19 protein-coding genes are annotated in these 22869 nt (G+C 28.1%); 14 read left to right on the forward strand and 5 right to left on the reverse strand.

The window, feature by feature from the left end:
* Positions 1-245: 245 nt before the first annotated feature.
* The 5 genes from hemA (at position 246) to hemB (ending at position 5718) form a co-directional block, all read left to right on the forward strand.
* Entirely contained in the window at positions 246-1451 is a 1206-nt protein-coding gene (gene hemA / locus BM027_RS07810; RefSeq protein WP_090090536.1) for a glutamyl-tRNA reductase, read from the forward strand.
* Positions 1409-2092, forward strand: coding sequence for an NAD(P)-dependent oxidoreductase (locus BM027_RS07815; RefSeq protein ID WP_090090538.1), 684 nt, complete (start codon positions 1409-1411; stop codon positions 2090-2092). The genes hemA and BM027_RS07815 overlap by 43 nt, the downstream gene beginning before the upstream one ends.
* A 155-nt stretch (positions 2093-2247) precedes the next feature.
* Positions 2248-3129 carry a hydroxymethylbilane synthase gene (hemC, locus tag BM027_RS07820; RefSeq protein ID WP_090090540.1) on the forward strand — a complete coding sequence of 294 codons (882 nt, stop codon included), beginning with the start codon at positions 2248-2250 and terminating at the stop codon, positions 3127-3129.
* A gap of 4 nt (positions 3130-3133) precedes the next feature.
* Positions 3134-4603, forward strand: a complete 1470-nt coding sequence (gene cobA / locus BM027_RS07825; RefSeq protein WP_090090542.1) for a uroporphyrinogen-III C-methyltransferase — start codon at positions 3134-3136, stop codon at positions 4601-4603.
* Between the two features lie 149 nt (positions 4604-4752).
* Positions 4753-5718, forward strand: coding sequence for a porphobilinogen synthase (gene hemB, locus BM027_RS07830; RefSeq protein WP_090090544.1), 966 nt, complete (start codon positions 4753-4755; stop codon positions 5716-5718).
* A 33-nt stretch (positions 5719-5751) separates the two neighbouring features.
* Here hemB and BM027_RS07835 read toward each other — a convergent pair whose 3' ends face one another.
* Positions 5752-5931 (reverse strand): hypothetical protein, encoded by a 180-nt coding sequence (locus BM027_RS07835; protein ID WP_090090547.1) that lies wholly within the window; start codon positions 5929-5931, stop codon positions 5752-5754.
* A gap of 126 nt (positions 5932-6057) precedes the next feature.
* On the opposite strand from BM027_RS07835, the gene hemL reads away from it, so the two are divergent.
* Positions 6058-7341 (forward strand): glutamate-1-semialdehyde 2,1-aminomutase, encoded by a 1284-nt coding sequence (hemL, locus tag BM027_RS07840; RefSeq protein WP_090090549.1) that lies wholly within the window; start codon positions 6058-6060, stop codon positions 7339-7341.
* Between the two features lie 146 nt (positions 7342-7487).
* Here hemL and BM027_RS07845 read toward each other — a convergent pair whose 3' ends face one another.
* On the reverse strand, positions 7488-8294 hold the full coding sequence (locus BM027_RS07845) for an alpha/beta hydrolase (RefSeq protein ID WP_090090551.1): 807 nt from the start codon (positions 8292-8294) through the stop codon (positions 7488-7490).
* A 690-nt stretch (positions 8295-8984) separates the two neighbouring features.
* On the opposite strand from BM027_RS07845, the gene BM027_RS07855 reads away from it, so the two are divergent.
* The gene (locus tag BM027_RS07855) at positions 8985-9542 is read left to right on the forward strand and encodes a DUF3867 domain-containing protein (protein WP_090090556.1); all 558 of its coding nucleotides are present in this window, start codon (positions 8985-8987) and stop codon (positions 9540-9542) included.
* Positions 9543-10118: 576 nt separating this feature from the next.
* On the opposite strand, the gene BM027_RS07860 is transcribed toward BM027_RS07855, so the two are convergent.
* The gene (locus BM027_RS07860) at positions 10119-11093 is read right to left on the reverse strand and encodes an alpha/beta hydrolase (protein ID WP_090090558.1); all 975 of its coding nucleotides are present in this window, start codon (positions 11091-11093) and stop codon (positions 10119-10121) included.
* A gap of 567 nt (positions 11094-11660) precedes the next feature.
* Between BM027_RS07860 and BM027_RS07865 the strand changes: the two genes are divergently transcribed.
* The 4 genes from BM027_RS07865 to BM027_RS07880 all read left to right on the forward strand — a co-directional run bounded on the left by BM027_RS07865 (position 11661) and on the right by BM027_RS07880 (position 15612).
* On the forward strand, positions 11661-12599 hold the full coding sequence (locus BM027_RS07865) for a hypothetical protein (protein ID WP_090090560.1): 939 nt from the start codon (positions 11661-11663) through the stop codon (positions 12597-12599).
* A gap of 211 nt (positions 12600-12810) precedes the next feature.
* Positions 12811-14274 (forward strand): threonine synthase, encoded by a 1464-nt coding sequence (gene thrC / locus BM027_RS07870; protein WP_090090562.1) that lies wholly within the window; start codon positions 12811-12813, stop codon positions 14272-14274.
* 4 nt (positions 14275-14278) lie between these two features.
* Positions 14279-15175 carry a homoserine kinase gene (thrB, locus tag BM027_RS07875; protein WP_090090564.1) on the forward strand — a complete coding sequence of 299 codons (897 nt, stop codon included), beginning with the start codon at positions 14279-14281 and terminating at the stop codon, positions 15173-15175.
* The gene (locus BM027_RS07880) at positions 15175-15612 is read left to right on the forward strand and encodes an ACT domain-containing protein (protein ID WP_090090566.1); all 438 of its coding nucleotides are present in this window, start codon (positions 15175-15177) and stop codon (positions 15610-15612) included. Before thrB ends, BM027_RS07880 begins: the two co-directional genes overlap by 1 nt.
* Before the next feature lie 277 nt (positions 15613-15889).
* Here the strand turns inward: BM027_RS07880 and BM027_RS07885 are convergent, their stop codons facing one another.
* Entirely contained in the window at positions 15890-17305 is a 1416-nt protein-coding gene (locus tag BM027_RS07885) for an MDR family MFS transporter (RefSeq protein WP_090090567.1), read from the reverse strand.
* A 302-nt stretch (positions 17306-17607) separates the two neighbouring features.
* The gene (locus BM027_RS07890) at positions 17608-18177 is read right to left on the reverse strand and encodes a TetR/AcrR family transcriptional regulator (RefSeq protein ID WP_090090569.1); all 570 of its coding nucleotides are present in this window, start codon (positions 18175-18177) and stop codon (positions 17608-17610) included.
* A gap of 578 nt (positions 18178-18755) precedes the next feature.
* Here BM027_RS07890 and BM027_RS07895 point away from each other — a divergent pair.
* The 3 genes from BM027_RS07895 to BM027_RS07905 all read left to right on the forward strand — a co-directional run bounded on the left by BM027_RS07895 (position 18756) and on the right by BM027_RS07905 (position 22737).
* The gene (locus BM027_RS07895; RefSeq protein ID WP_090090571.1) at positions 18756-20135 is read left to right on the forward strand and encodes a DEAD/DEAH box helicase; all 1380 of its coding nucleotides are present in this window, start codon (positions 18756-18758) and stop codon (positions 20133-20135) included.
* A gap of 674 nt (positions 20136-20809) precedes the next feature.
* Positions 20810-21337: a sigma-70 family RNA polymerase sigma factor gene (locus BM027_RS07900; protein WP_090090572.1), complete on the forward strand. Its 528-nt coding sequence runs from the start codon at positions 20810-20812 to the stop codon at positions 21335-21337.
* Positions 21338-21339: 2 nt separating this feature from the next.
* Positions 21340-22737, forward strand: coding sequence for a DUF4179 domain-containing protein (locus tag BM027_RS07905; RefSeq protein WP_090090574.1), 1398 nt, complete (start codon positions 21340-21342; stop codon positions 22735-22737).
* The last annotated feature ends 132 nt before the right edge of the window (positions 22738-22869 follow it).

A 22869-nucleotide genomic window follows, 5' to 3' on the forward strand; every position in this document is an offset into this window, starting at 1 on the left:
TTGGAATTTGGCTTTTAGAATTCTTAAGTGAGAGTCAAAAAGTAAGAGTCCAAATTTTATATTTGGGTCCTCGAACTTTCTCTGTGAGCATTTTATATTTTGCTGCTCGAATTTACTCAGCGAATGAATATGAGTCGAGTTTCCTATATCAATTCCCTTAGCACACTGAACAATATGTAACAATATCAACACGGTTTTAAAACAGAGGAAAAGATATAAAAACTTATATAAGGTGGAAATAATACATGATAGGCTTATTAGGAATTAAAAAAAATACACCAATAGAAATTAGAGAGAAGTTAACAATAAAACCCAATATGTGTACAGAATATATAAATCAATTATTAAAAGACCTAGAAGAGGTAGTTATACTTGCAACCTGTAATAGGACAGAAATCTATTTTAATGCTTCTTTTTATGAAGAAGAACTATTAAAAAAGATTTTTGAGGTTTTTAATTGGAATTATGAATATAGAGAATATGTTTTTATCTCAAAAGATGAAAATGCTTGTAAGCATTTATTTGAAGTAACTTGTGGTTTTCATTCAAAAATTTTGGGTGAGGATCAAATTTTAGGTCAAGTAAAAAATGCTTATTTTAAGTCATTAGAGCAAAAAGCTGTAAATTTAGAATTGCAAAGGTTATTTCAAAGTGCCATAACTTGTGGAAAGCGATTTAAGAGTGAATCAAGATTGTTTGAGATACCAGTTTCTTCAGCTTCAATTGTGGTAAATGAGGCTATTAATAATGGGTGTACTAAATTTATGTTATTAGGTTATGGAGAAGTAGGACAATTAACTATGAAATATTTGCTAGCTCATAAGATAGAGTGTGTGTATTTAGTGGTTAGGAATATGAAAATAAAAGAACAAATTTATGATAATAGGGTTAAGGTAATTAACTTTGAAGAAAAAAATCAATACATAGATGAAACTCAGTGCATAATTTCATGTACTTCAGCACCACATCCAGTTATTAAAAAAAGAGATATTAATGAAAGTGGAGATAAATTATTCATTTATGATTTAGCAGTTCCAAGGGATATAGATAATGATGTAGAGAGTTTAGATAGAGCATTTGTATATAACATTGATAACATTAGTTTAATTAATGATGGAAATAAAAAAATGCGTTTTGATAAGATGGATGAAAATAAATTTATTTTAGAAAAATATATAAATGAATATTATGAGTGGAAAAGGCTTAGAATTATAGTACCATTAATTAGAAGAATAAAAGGTGTTAGCAAAGATGTTTATGAGAATAGGATAACAACTTTTGAAAATAAGGCTAAGAGTAAAGATGATATTCATTTGGCAAGCAAGTTAATTAAAAGTGCATCAGATTTTTACATAAATAGAGCTATTGAAGTAATGAAAGAAGAGACTTTAAGAGGGAGTGAAGGAGAATGTCTGAGGATAATAGAGAAGATTTTCATGATGAAGAAGTAGAATATTCCTTCATTTCTTTGCTTTCTAGTAAAATAAAAGTTGGAGTAATAGGTGGGGGAAGAGCAGGATTATTAAAGATTAGACATTTTATAAAAACAGGATGTTGCGTTGAGGTGTTATCAAAGGAATTTAATCAAGATGTAATTGATCTTTCTAAAAATTCAAATGATAAATTAAAACTTGTAAAGAAGAATTTTAGTTATGATTTTCTAAAAGATAAACATATTGTTTTAATAACTATAGATGATAAAAGTATCATAGATAAGATAACGAATTATTGTGAAGAGAATTGCAAAATATATATAGATTCATCACATTTTATAAATGGAATGGGAGTTGTACCAATACAGAGAAGTCTTAAAAATATAACATTTGCTTTAAATACAAAAGGTGGCAATCCTAAAGGTGCAGTATTACTTTCTAATAAGGTTAGTGAGCTATTAATGGAATATGATGATTTCATTGGATTTACTACTAGGTTAAGAAATAGAGCAAAGCTTCTTTTAAATGATAAAAAAGATATAATAAATTTTATTGGAACAGAGGACTTTAAATATTTTTATGATAAGGGCAAAAGTGATTTAGTATTAAGAATGTACTTTTTACAAGAAACAGTTGAATATTTAATTAAATCAAGGTGAAGGTTTAATAATTTCGCTTTGTTTCAACACTCTGTTAAAACATAGCTAATAATTTTCATTTGGATTTGGAATTACAGTTGCCTTATATTCACTTTTAATGAACAAACTTATCACAAGATATATGCTTAAATAATTATTGGAGGATTAATCAAACTATGAAAGACTTAATAATAGCAACGAGAAGAAGTAAATTAGCACAGGTACAAACAGATATAATAATGAAGAGATTAAAAGATGGTTTTAATATAAATAGTGAAAAGTTATTAATAATAACTGAAGGCGATAGAAAGTTAGATGTTTCATTAGATAAGATAGGTGGAAAAGGCCTTTTTGTTAAGGATATAGAAATGGCACTTTTAGAAGGTAGGGCACATGGCGCAGTTCATAGCATGAAGGATGTTCCATTTGCAATAAGTGATGAATTTGAAATTGTAGCGATAACTGAAAGAGAAGATGTAAGAGATGTACTTATTTCTAAGGATAATGTAAGCTTTAAGGATTTGCCAAAGGGAGCAAAAATAGGAACTAGTAGCATAAGAAGAGCAGCTCAACTTAAAATTCTTAGAAATGATTTGGAGATAGTTTCAATAAGGGGAAATGTTCAAACAAGACTAGAAAAGATGAAACTTCAAAATTTAGATGGAATTATTTTAGCAGCAGCTGGATTAAAGAGATTAGGTGAGGAAAAACTTATAACAGAATATTTTGATGCAAAAGAGTTTTTACCAGCAATAGCACAAGGCGCACTTGGAATTGAATGCTTAAAAAATAGTGATTGCAAGCAATATTTTAAGGCACTAGAAGATAAAACTTCAAAGTTAATGGTTGAAGCTGAAAGAAGTTTTATGAAAGAATTAAATGGTGGTTGTCATAGTCTTATAGGAGCATATTCAGAGATAAGAGGAAATGATCTTTATATGATAGGTAATTATCAAGTTAAAGATAAAGTGATTAAAAAAGATATTTTAGGTGATAAAAATCAAAATATTGAACTTGGAATAAAATTAGCTAAAAAGATATTAAAGGGAGATATATAGATATATGAGTCAAGTATACATTATGGGAACAGGCCCAGGAGATGAAGAATTATTAACAATAAAGGCAGTTAAAGCTTTAGAAAAATGTACAGCAGTATTATATGATAGATTAGTTTCAAATAATATATTAAATTATTTAAATAAGGATTGTAAGATTTATTATTGTGGAAAAGAACCAGGTGCTCATTATAAAACTCAAGAAGAGATTAACTCAATGATAGTAAAACTTGCCAAAGAAGGTCATGTTGTAGGAAGAATTAAGGGTGGAGATCCTTATGTTTTTGGGCGTGGTGGAGAAGAGGTATTATCTTTGGTTAAAGAAAATATTTCATTTGAAGTTATTCCAGGAGTAACCTCACCTATAGCTGTTTTAAATTATGCAGGAATCCCAATAACACATAGGGGGATAGCTCAAAGCTTTCATGTGGTTACAGGAATGTCAGCTGGAAGCATGAAAACCAATTTCAAGGCACTTGCTATGGAAGAAGGAACATTGGTATTTATGATGGGCTTAGAGAATTTAGGAAACATAGTAAGTAAATTAATATCTAATGGAAAAGATGCAGTTACTCCTTGCGGCGTTGTTATGAGGGGAACTTCATCAAAGCAAAAGAAAGTAATAGGAACTTTAAGTGATATTGAAGAAAAAGTTAAGGAAGCTAAGTTAAAATCTCCTTGTATAATAGTTGTTGGAGAGGTAGTTAATTTAAATAAAGACTTAAAGTGGTATGAAGATAAGCCATTGTTTGGAAAAAATATATGTATAACTAGAGCTAAAAAACAAGCAATAAATTTAAAAAATACATTAATGGAATTGGGTGCAGAAGTTACAGAAATTAACTCAATAGAAATTAAGCCTATACAAAATAGTTTAGAAAAGTATATTGATAAATTAGAACAATATGATTATATAGCGTTTACTTCAGCGAATACTGTAAATGTGTTTTTTGATTACTTGATGGAAAAGGAATATGATATAAGAAAATTAAAAGCAAAAATTTCTGTAATAGGAAATGCTACTGAAAGAGAAGTTAAAAAAAGAGGAATTATTCCATTTATAAAAGCGGAAGAATTTGCGTCAGAAGGTTTAGTAGAGGCGTTAAAGCCTAGCATAAAAGAAAATGATAAACTATTATTACCATGTTCATCTAAAAGCAGAAAATACATAGAAGAAGAGCTTGTGAAAAATGGAATAATTGTAGATAAAGTTAAGATGTATGAAACTGTTTGTGGCAAGATAAATAATAAAAGAGCATTTGATGAAGTAGATATTGTATTTTTCACTAGTCCAACTACAGTTAATAATATGATTGAAATGGTTGGCTTAGATGAGATTAAGAAGAAAAAAGTTATAGCTATAGGGCCAAAGACCTATGAGGCCTTAGAAAAAAATAATATCTCATCAGAAATGTGCAGTGAGCATTCAGAAGAAGGATTTTTAAAGAAAATCTTAGCTATGAAGAATAAGAACTAGATATACAGATTTGTTATTTTATTTCGCTATGTTTTAGAAGAGTATTAGGTATATGAAGAAGTTTTGAGGGGATTTTAACCTTCAATGTACAGTTAGGGATTGTATATTGAAGGTTTTGCATTGAAAAAATTGATTAAGGAAGTGTAGTTATGATAAAAAGAGGAAGAAGACTTAGAGCAAATTCAGCTATTAGGGATATGGTGAGAGAAACAATTTTAAATCCTAAAGATTTCATTTATCCTATTTTTGTAGTTGAAGGTGAAAATATAAAGAAAGAAATAAGTTCACTGCCAAATAATTATCATTTTTCTATTGATAGATTAGAAGAGGTTGTTAGGGAAGTTCAAGAAGCTAAAATTGGAGGGGTAATTCTTTTTGGAATACCAGATAAAAAAGATGAAATTGGATCAGAAGGATTTAGTGATTCTGGAATAGTACAAAAGGCTATTAGAAAAATAAAAGAAATAGATAAAGAGTTACTTGTAATCACTGATGTTTGTATGTGTGAATATACTTCTCATGGACATTGTGGAATAATTCATGGTAATGATGTATGTAATGATGAAACACTTGAGTATTTAGGGAAAATATCACTTTCTCATGCAAAAGCTGGTGCTGACATGGTAGCACCTTCAGATATGATGGATGGTAGAATAGGATTCATAAGAAATGTATTGGATGAAAATGGATACCAAGATGTTAGTATAATGAGTTATTCAGCTAAGTACTGTTCAGCATTTTATGGACCATTTAGAGAAGCAGCAAATTCAACTCCTCAATTTGGAGATAGAAAAACATATCAAATGGACCCTGCAAATAGAAGAGAAGCACTTAGAGAAATGCAAATGGATATAGAAGAAGGTGCTGATATTATAATGGTTAAACCAGCTCTTTCTTATTTGGATATAATAAGAGATGGAAGAGAACATTTTGATATGCCAATTGCAGCTTATAGTGTTAGTGGAGAATATGCTATGATTAAATCTGCAGGAAAGCTTGGATTGATAGATGAAGAAAGAGTTATGATGGAGATGCTAACATCAATTAAAAGAGCAGGCGCTGATATCATTATAACTTACCATGCTTTAGAAGCAGCAAAGGTTTTAAAAAGATAGATACCAAAGTGAAAATTTTAGTTATGTGGTGAACTAACCGAAATAAAATGGAGGTGTTTGTTTCGGTTGCTGAGGATTTGAATGTGGGTTTCTAACAATAGAAGTTGCACCATTTCTGCTTGTTCCTGAGGCAAGCTCAGGACAAGCAAGAAATGGAACAACTTCTATTGAAGAAACGCCTACATTCAAATCCTCTGATGCAACACTACACAAACACCTCCCTTTTATTTCTTTGTTTACTGCATAACGCAAAGATAATTGAAAAAAATATCAAGTAATAAGGATAACATTAGAAGTTAACAAGTTGTTGATAAAATGCGAATTAAGGAGTAGTTAATTATGAATAGTAATGAAATATTTGAAGAATCTAAAAAATATATGCCAGGAGGGGTTAATAGTCCTGTTAGGGCATTTAATGGTATGGATTTAAATCCACCTGTTATAAAGTCTGGAAGAGGGGTAATGATTAAGGATGAAGATAACAAAGAATATATTGATTTTGTGTTAGCTTGGGGCCCATTATTTCTTGGACACTGTGATGAAGATGTTGTACAGGCAATTCAAGAAACTAGTGCAAATGCATTAGCTTTTGGTGCACCAACAAAGCTGGAATTAGATTTAGGTAAATTTATGTGTACTCATTTAGACAACATTGATATGATAAGAATGGTTAATTCAGGTACAGAAGCTACTATGAGTGCTGTTAAACTTGCAAGAGGATATACAGGCAAAAGTAAGATTGTTAAATTTGCTGGATGTTATCATGGTCATTTTGATGGCTTCTTAATAGAAGCAGGATCAGGTGTACTTACAGAGGGAATACCAGGATGTCTTGGAGTTCCGAAGGAGAGTATAGAAAATACACTTATAGGTGTATATAATGATAAAAATCAAATAAAAGAACTTTTTAAGAAACACGGAAATGAAATAGCAGGCGTTATTATAGAACCTGTTGCAGGTAATATGGGAGTTATAAAAGCAGAAGATTCATTTATGGAAGAACTAAGAAGTTTATGTGATGAATATGGATCTTTATTAATATTTGATGAAGTAATGACTGGATTTAGAGTTGCTTTTAAAGGAGCTCAAACATTATTTAAAGTTAAACCGGACTTAGTTACATATGCAAAGATAATGGGAGGGGGACTTCCATGTGGAGCATATGGTGGTAAAAGAGAAATAATGGAGAAGCTATCTCCAGTTGGTGGAGTATACCAAGCAGGAACAATGTCAGGAAATCCTATAGTTATGGCAGCAGGACTTGCAACTTTAAATAAACTAAATAACAATTTAGGATATTATGATTATGTTGAAAATATAGGAATGAAGCTTGAACAAGGTATTTTAAAAATAGCACAAAATTATAAATTACCTTTGGTTATTAATAGAGTTGGTGGAATGTTAACATTATTCTTTACAAGTTTAAAAGAAGTAAGAACTTATGATGATGTTAAAACTTGTAATGCAAATATGTTTAAAAGATATTTTAAACATATGTTAAGTGAAGGATTTAATATAGCACCATCACAATTTGAATCTATGTTTTTATCAGTAAAGCATACAGAAGATGATATTAATAATTTCTTAAAAGCATTTGAAAACTTTGCATCTAAGGCAAATTAAAATAAATAATAGATCAGTATGCTTGTCTATTAAGTAAGTTTGTTGATATAGTATAAACACTTTTCTAAAACATAGTTAAATAAAAAAATGGATTGTCTCAAATTAAAAGTTTTAATTTGAGAACAGTCCATTTTTTTGAATATGTCTTATAAATGAAGTTTAATCCAGTCACTAATATAGCTTATAATATTATCACGGCAAGGTTCATTAAGAATTTCATGATATAAATTATCATAAATTTTAATTTGCTTGTCCACTGATGAAATAGAAGCAAAAAAATCTTTTGAATCTTGACATGATATAAGTTTATCATCTTTACCATGAAGAATTAATACTGGATCTTTAAAGCATTCTTTATTTTCAATTAGCCATTTAATACCTTTACCTAATTCATAATATAATCCTGCTGATATTTCCTTTAATACTAAAGGATCAGATCTATATGCCTCTACTACAGCTTTATCAGTACAAATCATATCAGTCATATCATTAGACATATAAGTATGTGGATCAAGTCCTACAGGAATGGAATCGATCGCATGACCGGTATCTCTTGTTAAACCACCTGTAGTAATAATACCTGTTACTTTATTAGGATACTTTGTTCCAAAAGCACCTACACCAAAACCACCCATGCTGTGTCCTATCAAAAAGATTGGTAAATTTTTGTTTTCTGATTTAGCAAGATCTACTACAAAGTTTACATCATCTATTAAATCATTGAAATCTTTGTAATAACCTTTATCTCCATCAGATCTACCATGACCTCTATGATCAAAACGATAAGTACTAAAATTATTATTGTTAAAACTTTTAGCAAGGTACTCATAACGATTACATGCTTCTCCCAAACCGTGAACGATTACAACGATGGCATTTGGATTTTCAACTAAGTTTTTTACCATATAAAGTTTAGTACCATCGAAAGATTTTATAAATTCTGAATTTTCCATAATTATACCCCCTAAATTTAATTGCATAAGGTATTTTTTCAGATACCTTATTGATTATAAATATTATTTATTTTTAGGCATATGAAAGAAAATAATAAGTCAAAGATGCAAAGTATGTTTTGTTGACACAGATATGATACAAAATATACTAGCATACTGACTAGTTAGTTTTATTAAAAAACTTACAAACACTTACAAACATTTGAAATATAAATCCATATGTTAAAATTAAGAGAATATAGTTATATAGACTATATTCAAGATTAAATACTTCAAAGCCTATAAAGAATATTGAAAAACAAACGACAAAATTTATAAATATCAATTTGCATTTACTTAACTTATGTTGCATTTATTAACTCCTTCGCTATTTTCTTTCGTGTGCCTTAGTTATCAACTTATAGGGATTGTTATTTAATGTATATGAGTATATTATACAACATTATTATCCAATAATGAAATAAAATGTGACATGTTGGATAATAAACTATATAAATGCAGTAGGTATCTTTATATAACAATATCAACATTTACTTAAAACGTAGACTTAGGCACATTCAAAAAAATATAGAAACATTATTAATAAATATATTTTTAAGAAAACATTTATTAATATATAATAATTTATGATATATAATAATAAAAAGAGGTTTATATACTACACTAGATATTATGAGGAGAGGTTTAAATATGGATGATAAAATTATAGATTTTAATGAACTTAAAAATAAAGCTAAGGACAAGGATGTTGATAAATTTGAAGATTATATTTATTCAATGTATTATGAATTGGCTGCAAAAAAGTTAACTATGCAAGATTTTACTAAAAATGTTATGTCTTATATGCAAGAAAACAATATTTCACAAGATAAATTATTAAATATTCAAAAGAAGTTTTTAGAAAGATATGGCGTTGATGCATCTATGCTAGAAGAACAATTAAAAATGGCTAGTATAAATATAAATTCAGTTGGTAATAACTATGAATCAATGAGAAAGACTATAAGTTTTCAAGAAAAATATAAAGATAGAATAAAAGTTAAGCCTATGTCAACATACTTTATTCAAAATGAAAAAAATGATTTACAAGTTTTAATACATGAACAAAAAATGAGATTAATTAGTTATCAAAAAATAGACTTAACTGATAATGAGTTAAATGAATTTATATGTTCATATAAGAAAGTTATAGAAGATAAAAAATTAGATGTTATTTTATGTGAAAATATTAAATCTTATGAATATTAAGGTACTGTAAAATAAATAACAAATCAGAATACTAGCATATTTTGAGTTACATCTTTGACTTAGGCACATTCAAAAAAATAATAGACAAGTATGCATGTCTATTTTGCGTCATAGGAAGCTCGACTCGCATACGCTCGCTGAGTAAGCGATTTACACAAAATCATAGATTTTGGTTCTCTGCTCATCGGCAAATTCAGCTAATAGCTCGCTATTAACAGAAATTGCCTCCTTGTCTGACACCAAATATACGATGCACCTTTGGTCTATTATTTTCTTTCATGTGCCTTATTATTTTTTTGATATATCTAAAATAGGTATAAAACCCCTTTTAAAAGAGAAACTATACTAAAAATAGTTCCCTAAAAAGGGGCTTTTAACGTATTTTAGAACACAAAAAAATTATAACAAAAAAGTTTTGAAATTAAATAATAAATATAAAAGCAATCTTATAATATTGATTTTAAAAATAAGCTATGTTTTGAAGAATGTTGATATTGTTACATTTTTTAGCACGCTGAACAATATCAACACAGTTTTAAAACAGAGCTATATTTAAAAATAAATTAGTAGTCTATGTTAAAATAGAGGGGAATTTTTAATGATAAATTTTAATACTTCTTCTGACAAATTTATTACATCATTTGACGATATTTCAGATAAATCATGAACTGCATTGTCTAATGAAACTAATTTGGCAGATCCTGTAACTTCTATGCATTTGTTATAAAGCCTTAAAGAACTTTCATATGGAACAACAGAATCAGTTTTGCTGTGTATTATTAGAGTTTTTGGAATATCTGAATTGACATAGTTTATTGGATTATACTTATAAGATATATCTTTATTATATTGTGCTGATTTAAAAATCTTTTTTAAATCCCAATTTAAATTTGAGGTATCTAACAAACTTAAATCTGTTGGACCAAAAAAGTCAACTACATATTTGACCTTAGATGAATACTTTGCCAATTCAGGATCATCTTGAAATTCATCGTTTGAAGTATAAGCACTCATTAATGATAAATGAGCACCTGAGGAAGTTCCAATAACTCCTATTTCATCAGCATTTAAATTATATTGAGTTTGATTTTTATTTATCCATCTAATACTATCTTTTACATCACAAATTTGTTTTTCAAAGTTCTCTTTTTCTCTCATAAGTTCATATGAAGTGCTTATTATTGTAAAACCATTTTGCCTAAAAATATTTAAGATAGGAGTAATAGCTTGAGGAATACTCTTATCACCATAAACCCAACTACCACCGTGTACATATAAAAGTACAGGAGAGGTTTTATAAACCTTTTTTAGTGGAGTATAAATATCTAAACTTAACTCTGTTCCATTAGTATTTTTATATACTAAATTTTTATAATCCATATCTTCTGTAGCATCAAAATTTAAGTCATCATAAGAGTGGATATTATTTTTAAAAGAAATAACATCCTTAGCAATTATATAGCACAGAGAAATTTTTTTCCTAAAAACTAACCCAGAAATTGTAGTAACAACAAGTATAAGTAATATCATTCTTTTTAAAAATTTTTTCATAAAAAACTCCTACATTAAATTAAGGCATATGAAAGAAAATAACAGATCAAAAGATACGTCAGATTTTTTTCACATACGTTCAAAAAGGCAGAGGCGTAAAAAAAAATCGACGGCTCCACAGTCGCCTTGACGATTTCTTTATTTTAAAACGAGGCACTTTTTGAAGGTATAAAGGTAACTAAATTCATCTGTAGTATAAAACTCCACCTAAAAAGTTTCACTTTATTTAATAGTAAGGGGATAAGTGGAGATATTAACTAATTTTACCGACGTATTATGACTCAAAACAGACGAGCATGCTGATCTGTTATTTTTTGAATGTGCCTAATATAATAAATATTATATCATAAGTACAATTTCATTATACTTAGGAATATTTGATTTGTTATTTTATTTCATATGTTTTATGTGTTTGATTGGTTAAAATAAGGAAATATACTAGTGTAGTTATAAAAAATCTAAATATAATAAATTATTTATAACCTAGTTATAATCATATAAAGAAGTTATCAATAATAAATATAAATAAAAATGATATGTAATTAGTACTTTATAAGGAGAAAATTTATGGCTAATCCTTTTGATATACTTATTTATTTAGATGAATATTTAGTTAAAAACTTATCTTCTTTAGTACTATCAGGATATATAGATACTAGAATTCTGAGAAATACGAGGGATAAGACATGTAGTTCTGGACTTCATCTTGAAAAAAGAAATGGAGCATTTACACAAGAGACATGTGGTAAAAATGAGAGGGAAGGCTTTAAAGATAGAAATAAAGCAAGCCTTATGAATCAAGAGAAACATGATCATATCTGTGGTGATTTAGATGAGAGAAACTATGCAAAACAAGAGGAAGAAATACGTAGAACTTATACAACTTTTGTTTTAAATCAGAATTTAAATAATTATTTAAATTCTGATCATATATTGCAATACAAAAATGAGAAAAATATATTTGATAATGCAATTGCATCAGGAGAATTAATAGAAGTTACAGGAAAAATAACTAATCAATGTTTAACATCATATTTAGATATATTGATTAATTTATTGACATCTATAGGATGTGAAAATTTAAATACAATATTAAATAAAGAAAAATCTAACTTTATTAATTTTTCAGTATTTCTTAATATGATAAGTCATCTTAAAGAAACATTAATATTAAATAATACTCAAGACTTAATGATGTCAATGGGTAAATGTACAGCGATATTAACTGTAAATACAAAAAACTTCATGAATAGTGAATGTAATATGTTTGATAAAATAAACTGTGACTGTAAGGTTATAGGAAAAGTTATTAAAACATGTGCTAATGGTGAATGCATAAATTTTTTAAGAAAAACTGGGCAAGATAAGTTTTATGAGGAATTTTTATCATCTTGTAATTTTCTTTTAGATTCTTTGAAAGAAAATGGAATAATAATTCCAGAAATGCCATGCTGTAAGATAGAAGAGAACGCAATACAGATACTGCCATTGAGTATTTCTATTTAATTATGCTTAGAACGTATTAACTAATTAATTTCTAAGATGCCTAAGATGAGTAAAAGCAAACATTTTAAAAAAAATATGCAAAAAAATATGTATTTTATATAAAAACAATTGTATTTTTGACGAAGACATGTTAATATATAAAAAAGATAAAATAGTTTCACTCATATACCTAAGATATGTCAACTTAAATAAAAACTCGGGGGTGATTAAAATGCATTTTATAAGTACTAGGGGTTTAGAAAATGGTGTAGTCTCTGCAATGGCAATAATAAATGGGATTTCTAAAGATGGAGGGCTATATGTTCCAGAAGAATTTCCTAAAGTATATGATTCTTTAAAGAAAGAAAATGACCTTAGTTATGAAGAATTAGCATTTAAGATTATTAATGAATATTTTACAGATATAGATGATAAGGAATTAATGGAAGCAATAAACGAAGCTTATAATGATAGATTTAGTGTTGAAGTAAAGAATAATTTCTTAGAATTATATCATGGACCAACTTGTGCATTTAAGGACGCTGCATTATTATTCCTTCCACAAATAATGAAAAGGGCTAAGAAGATTTGTAATAAAGAAGGAGAAATAGTAATATTAACTGCAACATCAGGAGATACTGGAAAAGCTGCGTTAGAAGGATTTAAAGATGTTGATCAATTTAAGGTAGTAGTATATTATCCTAAAAATGGAGTTAGTCCTATACAAGAAAGACAAATGTCAACTCAAAAGGGGAATAACGTTAAGGTTATTGGAATCAACGGAAACTTTGATGATGCTCAAAGTGCAGTAAAACAAATATTTGGAGATAATGATTTTAAAGAAAAGTTATCTAAAGAGGGATTTACTTTATCATCAGCTAACTCAATTAATATTGGTAGATTAGTACCTCAAATAGTATATTATTTTTATGGATACTTTGACTTGGTAAAACAAGGGGTTATAAAACAAGATGAAAAAATTAATGTAGTAGTTCCAACAGGAAACTTTGGAAATATATTAGCATCTTATTATGCTAAACAAATGGGATTACCTATTGATAAGTTTATTTGTGCATCAAATGAGAATAAAGTATTAACAGATTTCTTCAAAAATGGTGTTTACGATAAAAGAAGAGAACTTGTTTTAACTGAATCACCATCAATGGATATCTTAGTATCATCTAATCTTGAAAGATTATTATTTGAAGCAAGTGGCAGAGATTCAGAAGTGATTAATGAATTAATGAATTCATTAAGTAAAGATGGAGTATATGAAGTAAATGATAAGATTAAAGAATTCTTGAAAGAATTTTATGGGGAATATGCAACTACAGAAGAAGTTTATGACGCAATAAAAGAAGTATATGAAAAAGATAATTATTTAATGGATACTCATACAGCTGTTGGGTATGTAGTAAAAAATAAATATCAAAAAGAAACTAATGATTTTAAACAAGTATTAATAGCTTCAACTGCAAGTCCATTTAAGTTTCCTAGAAGTATTTGTAACGCATTAAAAATTGATGTAGATAAAATTGATGATTTTAAAGTATTAGAAGAATTATCTAAAAATACAAAAAATGAAATACCTAATAGCTTGGCTACTTTATCACAAGAGAAAGTTCTTCATGATGAAGTTTGGGATAAGTTAGAGATGAGAGAAGCTCTTCTTTCTTACTTAGGTGTGGAAAAGTAAAGCTATGATTAAGGTTAGAGTACCAGCTACATCAGCAAATATGGGACCGGGATTTGATTCACTAGGAATTGCATTAAGTTTATATAATGAATTTTCATTTAAAGAAATAAATGAAGGTTTAAAATTTAGGGGAATACCAGAAGAGTTTTGTAATGAAAAGAATATAATATATGAAGCAATGAAATATTGCTTCGATAAAGCGGGCTATAAAATAAAAGGATTAGAAATAAGTGAAATAAAACAAGATGTACCTATATCAAGAGGTCTTGGAAGTAGCTCTACATGTATAGTTGGGGGACTAGTAGGAGCTAACGAAATCTTAGGCAAGAAATTTTCAAACGATGAATTATTAGAGATGGCTGTAGAGATTGAAGGTCATCCAGATAATGTTGCGCCAGCACTTCTGGGGGGAATGGTTGTTGCAATAGTTGAAGAAAATAAGACTTTTTATGATAAGGTAGATGTAAAGTCAGGAATTAAGTTTGTTTCAATAATTCCTAATTTCAGATTATCCACAGAAAAAGCAAGAAGTGTACTTCCAAAAGAGATTAGTTTAAAAGATGGGGTTTATAATGTTTCAAGAGCAGCTCTTATGGTAGCTTGTTTTTCAAGTGGTAGGTATGAACTAATAAAACATGCATGTAAAGATGCATTTCATCAAAATTTTAGAAGTGGGTTGATTAATGGTTTTGATGCAGTGTATAATAAGAGCTATGAATTGGGAGCACTAGGATGTTACCTAAGTGGAGCAGGTCCAACAATCATGGCGATTATCGACGAAAAGGATATGCGCTTTAGCAATAAGCTTAAAGAATTTTTAAAAGTAAAAGGATTAGAATGGGATATACTAGAATTATCTTTAGATAATGAAGGGACAGCTATATTAGAAGGTGGGTATTAATGAGTGGAAATTACTTAGTTATAGATAAGAGGGTTTTACCTGATGTCTATGAAAAAGTTCTCTTTGCAAAGAAGCTATTAAAAGATGGAAAAGTTAAAGAAATTACAGAAGCTGTTAAAATAGCAGAGATAAGCAGAAGTGTATATTATAAGTATAAAGATTTTGTATTTGATTTTTCAGAAACTTCAGAAGGAAGAAAAGTTACTTATAACATTATACTTAAAAACGAAAAAGGTGTTTTATCTAATATTAGTAACTATATATCAGAGCAAGGAGGAGATATCTTGACAATAAATCAAGGTATACCACTTAATGGATATGCAAATTTAAGCATAACAATAGATTTGTCCACTGTAAATGGAGATATAAAAACATTGACGGATGGCTTGCTTAATGTTAATAATGTAGAAAAAGTTGAATTTGTTGGTATGGAATAGCGAGGGAAACCTCGCTATTTTACTGATTTCAAGAGTCAAGGAATATTCAAAAAAGGTGCTGTATCATAATACAAGTAATTTAATGATATGATGTATATTCAAAAAAGAAATAGAAATAACATTTGTGGAAGAAGTATTGAAAAATAAGCCTTAGCTTATTTTTCTAGTCTTCTTTAATAAATGTTATTTCTATTTCTTTGTTATTACTTCACTTGATAATTCTAAGACAGCCCTTTTTTTAATGCTTAAAATCAAGTAATTAACAAGTTATATACAATTATTTTTTAAGCTGTGTATTTTTTATGCCTAAAGAAATTATTAAACACGCAATTGCTATAATAAATAAAATAGAGTAGATATTGTGAATTCCATTATAGAAAGCATTTTGTATTTGAATTGTGGTTGCTTTAGAAGAGTATACATTTTCAGATGTAATACCGTTCATACCTATAGCGTTAAAGTAATTTGTTACACTTGAAGTTGAAATGCCACCAAATATGCTAACAACAATAGTTTGTCCTAAAGTACGGATTAGAGTATTAGTAGAAGTAGAGACACCTATTCTATCAGCACTAACATCATCTTGAACAGCTATAGTACTTGTAGTGAATATTCCTCCAAAACTAAATCCCATAAATATTAATGGAATTATTAAAAATATAATTGATGTATTAACCTTTAAAAAGCTTAAACATACACTACTTAAAATTAAAATTAATAAAGACAATTGAATAATATTTTTTGCACCGTATTTAGGAAGTGCTTTAGATAATATAAATGAACTCAATATCCATGAAATTGACATAGGAGCCATGGTAAGTCCAGAAATTGTTGGGTTATATCCTAATATATTTTGCGTAAATATAGGTGTATATGCTTCTATTCCCATAAGTAAACCTGCAATAAAGAAGCATATTAAGTTTACTAATACAATATTTCTTGTAAAAATATCAAAAGGAACTATAGGTTCATCAGATTTTTTTTCTACAAAATAGAATATTATAATAGAAATTATAGCTAATATTAAAAATATAATTTTATAATTAATTGAATTAGAAAATGCGGTTAACAATATGGAAACTATAGCTATAGTTAAGAATAGTGCACCTAAATAATCTGTTTTTGCGTTGTTAGGTACAATAACTTCTTCTAAATTTTTCTTTAACATAAAAATAGATAACAATCCAAATGGAATATTAATAAAGAAAATCCAATGCCAAGATAGGTAGTCGATTAAGAATCCACCTAAAAAAGGACCTAGTAAAGTTGCTATTCCCCAAACTGTACTTAAAAAACCTTGAACTTTTGCTTTTTCAGAGAGCTCAAATATATCTCCAACAATTGTATAAGTTACTGTAAATATAGATCCTGCACCTATTCCTTGTAGTGCTCGAAATATAATAAGTTGAATCATTGTTTGAGATAATCCACAAAGGGAACTACCTATTAAAAAAATTATTATACCGATAGATAATGTTTTTTTTCTGCCATAGAGGTCAGAAAATTTTCCGTAAATAGGAGTAGATACTGCGGAAGTTAAAAGATAAGCAGCAAATACTAAACTTATTAAATTATATCCTTGGAGATCTTTTGCAATAGTAGGCATTGCTGTAGTTACAACAGTACCTTCAAAGGCTACCAAGAACATTACAATCATTATTGCAATTACAATAGTACGTTTATTTTTATTCATATAAATTTAGACAATGTAGTAATATTGTCTATCCTCCTTTTATTTAGGCATATTTTCTTTTATATGCCCTATTTTAGATAACTAAAGTAGTATATCATAATTTGGTACTAATAAAAAATGCAACTATTCAGGTGTGGCACAATACTCATATTAATGAATTGTCATAGTATTTTAAATTAACAGAAGCAAAATAGACTCAATGATTAGGACGTCTGGTACTTTTTAGCATCCTTTTTGCGGCTAGACCAGTCTATATATTTTGGGCGAAAAAAAGTCATACATAAGATATGTGCTACAAGAATTTAATTGCTTAATAATACTTCTATTTGCTTACTTACTACTAAAAGTGCTGAAACATCCCTTTTGGTTACAGATACAGTAATTGCACCTTCAATCATTAAGGTAATAACTATACTTAACTCTTCCGCTTTTTCTTTATTAAATCCACTTTTAATTAATTTTTCTGCATATACATTTTCCATAACTACAATAGCTTTTTTACAAGCTTCTCTTAACTGTTCACTTAAAAGATATGTTTCTAAAGATAATAAGCTAATGGAAATATCCTGAAGCTTACCTTCACTATTCAATTCCTTTATTATGTTTGTTATATTGTATTGTATCGCCTTGACTGGATCTGAATATTTTCCCAATGCATTTCGTATACCTTTTTCTATAGCTTCACTTGCTAGTTTAATAGCTTCTACAGCCAGTTCCTCCTTACCATTTGGAAAATAATAATATAGAGAACCTTTAGGTGAATCACTTTCCTTTAAGATTTCATTTAAGCCTGTGGCATTATAACCTTTAAGTTGAAAAAGCTTGGAGGCGGTAGTAAGTATTTTTTCTCTTGAATTAATTTTATTAGTCATTTAATTGCACCTTCTATCTTAAATTATAATAACCGGTCTATTATAGAGAATACTATTTTTACTTCTAGATTGTCAATAAAAATTATTAAAGCTGTGTAATATAATACAAACATTATCAAATGATGTATAGATGAAGGATATTGTGTTTAAAAGGTGAAAGGTTGGAATATAACAATATCAATATTCTTCTAAAACATAGCGAATAAATAATAAAGCTATCTATATAGCGTAAATAATGTTATACTTATTAAAATAGATTGAAGTATGATTTAAGGCACGTTCGAAAAAATAATAGACCAATATGCTTGTTTATTTTGCGCTATACTGCGTCAGCAAGTTCTACTGATGCCCATGACATGAGTAAAACTTGCTTCCTTGTTTGACATAAAGGGAACTTTTTAGGCGGAGTTTTATACTCCAGATGAATTTAGTTGAACTTATATCTTCAAGGAGTACCTCGTATTAAGACAAAATATACGGTGCATTTTTGGTCTATTATTTTCTTTCATGTGCCTAAAATGGCTATTATTAATAGCCATTTTTGTTGTACTAAGAAGAAGAGGGAAGAAATATAATATATGAAATTTGAAAATTTAAACATAATAGAACCAATCTTAAAAGCATTGAAAGATGAAAATTATAAAGAAGCTAGTAAAATACAGGAAGAAGCAATTCCATCAATTTTATTAGGAAAAGATTTGTTAGGATGTGCACAAACAGGAACAGGTAAAACTGCTGCTTTTGCAATACCTACATTACAGTTATTACATAATGGAAATAAAAATAAAAAGAAAATACAAGCATTAATTTTAACACCAACTAGAGAGTTAGCAATACAAATACATGAGAGCTTTCAATCATATGGTAAAAACTTGGATTTAAAATGTGCTGTAATATTTGGTGGGGTATCACAAAAACCACAAGAAACAATAATAAGAAATGGTGTAGATATATTAATAGCAACACCAGGAAGATTAAATGATTTAGTAAACCAAAAAATTATAGACTTAAGTGCAATAGAAATGTTTATACTAGATGAAGCTGATAGAATGTTAGATATGGGATTTATAAATGATGTCAAAAAAATAATAAGATGTATTCCTAAAAAAAGACAAACTTTATTCTTTTCAGCAACTATGCCAAACGAAATTAAAAAATTAGTAAGTACACTTTTAGTAGAACCAGTTGTAGTAGAGGTAGCACCTGTAGCATCAACGGTTGATAAAATTGAACAATCACTTTATTATGTAGATAAATCTAATAAGAAAAAGTTATTGATAAATTTACTAAAAGCAAAAGGAATTAATTCGGCTTTAGTTTTCACAAGAACTAAAAGTGATGCTAATAGATTGGTTAAGTATTTAGAAGAATCAAACATAGGTGCAAAAGCAATTCATGGTAATAAATCACAAAATGCTAGACAATTAGCACTACAAACATTTAAAAATGGAGAAATACAAATACTTGTAGCTACAGATATAGCAGCAAGAGGAATTGATATTGATCAATTATCACATGTAATTAATTATAGTTTACCGAATATACCAGAAACATATGTACATAGAATCGGAAGAACAGGAAGAGCAGGATTAAGCGGGACAGCAATATCATTTAGTGATGTAGATGAAATACCGTATGTAAAAGATATAGAAAAGTTAATTAAAAAAGAAATAGAAGTAGTTAAAGAACATGAATATCCAATGGTGAATTTAAAACCATCGTCTAAGACTAAAGCAACAGGAAACAGAACTAGAACTGCAAATAAACATGGAAATACTCCTAAAGCTAAAACAGCAGGAAGTCAAACTAAATTTGGAAGTACTCCTAAAGCTAAAACAGCAGGAAATCAAACTAAATTCGGAAATACTCCTAAAGCCAAAGCAACAGGAAATCAAAATTCATCTAAAACTACAGTTGGAGCAAAGAAAAATACAACTAGAAGAACAAGTTTTAAATAAATTTTAAACAAGTTTTAGAATAATGTTGATATTGTAATATAAAGCTCATGGACAGTAGAATTTACTTTAAGAACTCTAAAATGAATATTAGTCATTAATGCATGCTCCCAATCAAAGATTGTGACAAGCAATTAATATGACAAATCTTCATTAAGAGTTCTACAAAGCAAATTCCAATGCCAGTTCGCTATTATATTACAACATAAACATTTAGTTAAAACATAGACAAATAAGTTTTTAAACACCGGCAGTATTAGAGATAATATTGTCGGTGTTTCTTTCATGTGCCTTAATATAAGGCTCTGTTTTAAAACCGTGTTGATATTGTTACATATTGTTAAGTGGGCTAAAGAATTAAACTTAAGAACATCTAAAAGAGTATAGTCCCATTCCAGCTTGTTCCAAAAACAAGTTTTGGACAAGTAATTAATGTGACAATACTCATTAAGAGTTCTAAAAGTCCAATTCTAATGCCAACTGAACAAACATGTAACAATATCAACACTATATTAAAACAGAGCCTATTATAAAAATTAAATAAAAGTTTATAAATGTATTAACTTAATTAGAACATATATATAAATTATTTTTAAATTCATGTGAGCATTTTAGTTTACTAAGGCATCTAATAATTGTAATACTTAGCTAGGTAGTATAAATTAAGGAGGAAAAAGATGGAGTTGATATCATTTTTTAATTATAGAAAAAAGTCAACGGTATCTAAGGCAAAGAGAGGCGACAAAGAAGCTTTTTTAGCACTTATAGATGAAAATAGGTTGAACCTTTATAGTGTAGCAAGAGGGATTATAAAAGATAAGGAAGATATTGAAGATGCACTTCAAAATACAGTGATATGTGCATTTGAAAAGATAAATTCATTAAAAAAGGATGAATATTTCAGAACTTGGATAATAAGAATTTTAATTAATGAGTGTAATGCAATATTAAGAAAAAGTAAAAGGGTGATTTCTTTAGATGAAAATAATAATATTGAAATTTGCAGCGATAGTTATGAAAATATGGATTTAACAAGAGCAATAAATTCCCTAGGTGAAGAGCTAAGGGTAACTACAGTATTATTTTACTTTGAAGATATGTGTCTTAAGGATATTGCAAAATTATTGAAAATACCAGAAGGAACTGTTAGATCTAGACTTACAAGAGCAAGAACGAAGCTTAGAGAAGTAATGGTGGAGGTGTAGGTATGCGTGATATAGATGATGAATTATTTGATGATAAAATAAAAGAAAGAATAAAAAATGAAATTAACTGTGTACCAGATGACATTAATGAAAAAATTGATGAAGCAATTAAAAAAATAAGAAAAAGAAGAGTTAATGTGAAAAAGATTTGTAGCATATGTGCAATTTGCATAGTAGGCACATTGTTGTTTGGAATAACTATGCCAACTTATGCAAGTAATATCCCGATTATAGGAAGTATACTTGAGAAATTCAATTACAAAACTTATGAAAATTATGACAAGTATGCTTCAGATTTAAACATAACTAAAGAAAGTAATGGATTAAAGGTGACTGTTAATAAAGTAGTTTATGATGAAATAGAATTATCAGTATTTTATACTGTTGAAAGTCAAAATAAAATGCAATCAGAACCAATGTTCTCAAGTCAAGAATTGAAAATAAATGGTAAGAAAACTACTTCTACTGGTGGAGGTACAGGAAAGTTCATTGATGATAATAAGACCTTTGTAGGAGTTACAGAATATAATGTGGGAAAGAAAAAAAATACAGACTCAAAAGATATTCAAAATAAGATGTTTTATAATGGAGATGATGAAATACCAGACAAATTTGTTATAAATCTAAATATAACTGAAATACTATATACAGACTATAGTACTATAAAGGGAAATTGGAATTTTGATATTCCTGTAACTAGTGAAAAAGTTTTAGGAAAAGGTAAAGAACAAAATTGTGATATAGATTTAAGTAGAATAGTTGATGGATATCATATAAATAAAGTGATTACAACACCTTTAAATACAGCTATACAAGGACGATATCCTTTCAGTGGTAGCCATCCTGGTTTATCATTTGTTATGATTGATGATAAAGGAAGAAATATTCCGAATAAGTCAAATCGAGCATCTGGAGGTAAAGATGGAAATGACGTATGTTATTTTAACAATCAATTTAAAGAACTTTATGATAATACAGAAAGTCTAACCTTTATACCATATAAATATACGTGTAATGCAAATAATAAATATATGAATGTTAAACTCAATCTACAAGCCGAAACAAAATTATATTCTGATGATGGTACAGAATATGCTACTATTACAAGAATTGAAACTGAAAATGAAAAAACAAAAATTTATTATAAATCAAAATACGGAGTTCATGTAGCACCAATTGAAGTAATAAATAATAAAACTGGTGAAAAGATATTAGCAATTGATAATTCAAGTGATAGGAGAAAGCAAGAGGAAGATATTATTTATTTAAATGATAGTGATGAATATGTAATTGTTTGTGATAAAGAATTAAAGGGAGAAGACTTTTCAATTAAATGTCTAGATGTATCAAAATCTATTGAAGTTTATAATGATGACAGATTTACAATAAAGGTTAATTAGTAGATAGCAAGAAATATACAAATTTATTTCTAGTTCTGTATATACGTTTTAGTATAGTAAATATCGAATATAATACCAAGTATAAATTTTATCATCCATGAGCTTTATATAATAATACCAACACGGTTTAAA

The sequence above is a fragment of the Clostridium uliginosum genome (assembly GCF_900112485.1).
Taxonomy (GTDB): Bacteria; Bacillota; Clostridia; order Clostridiales; family Clostridiaceae; genus Clostridium; species Clostridium uliginosum.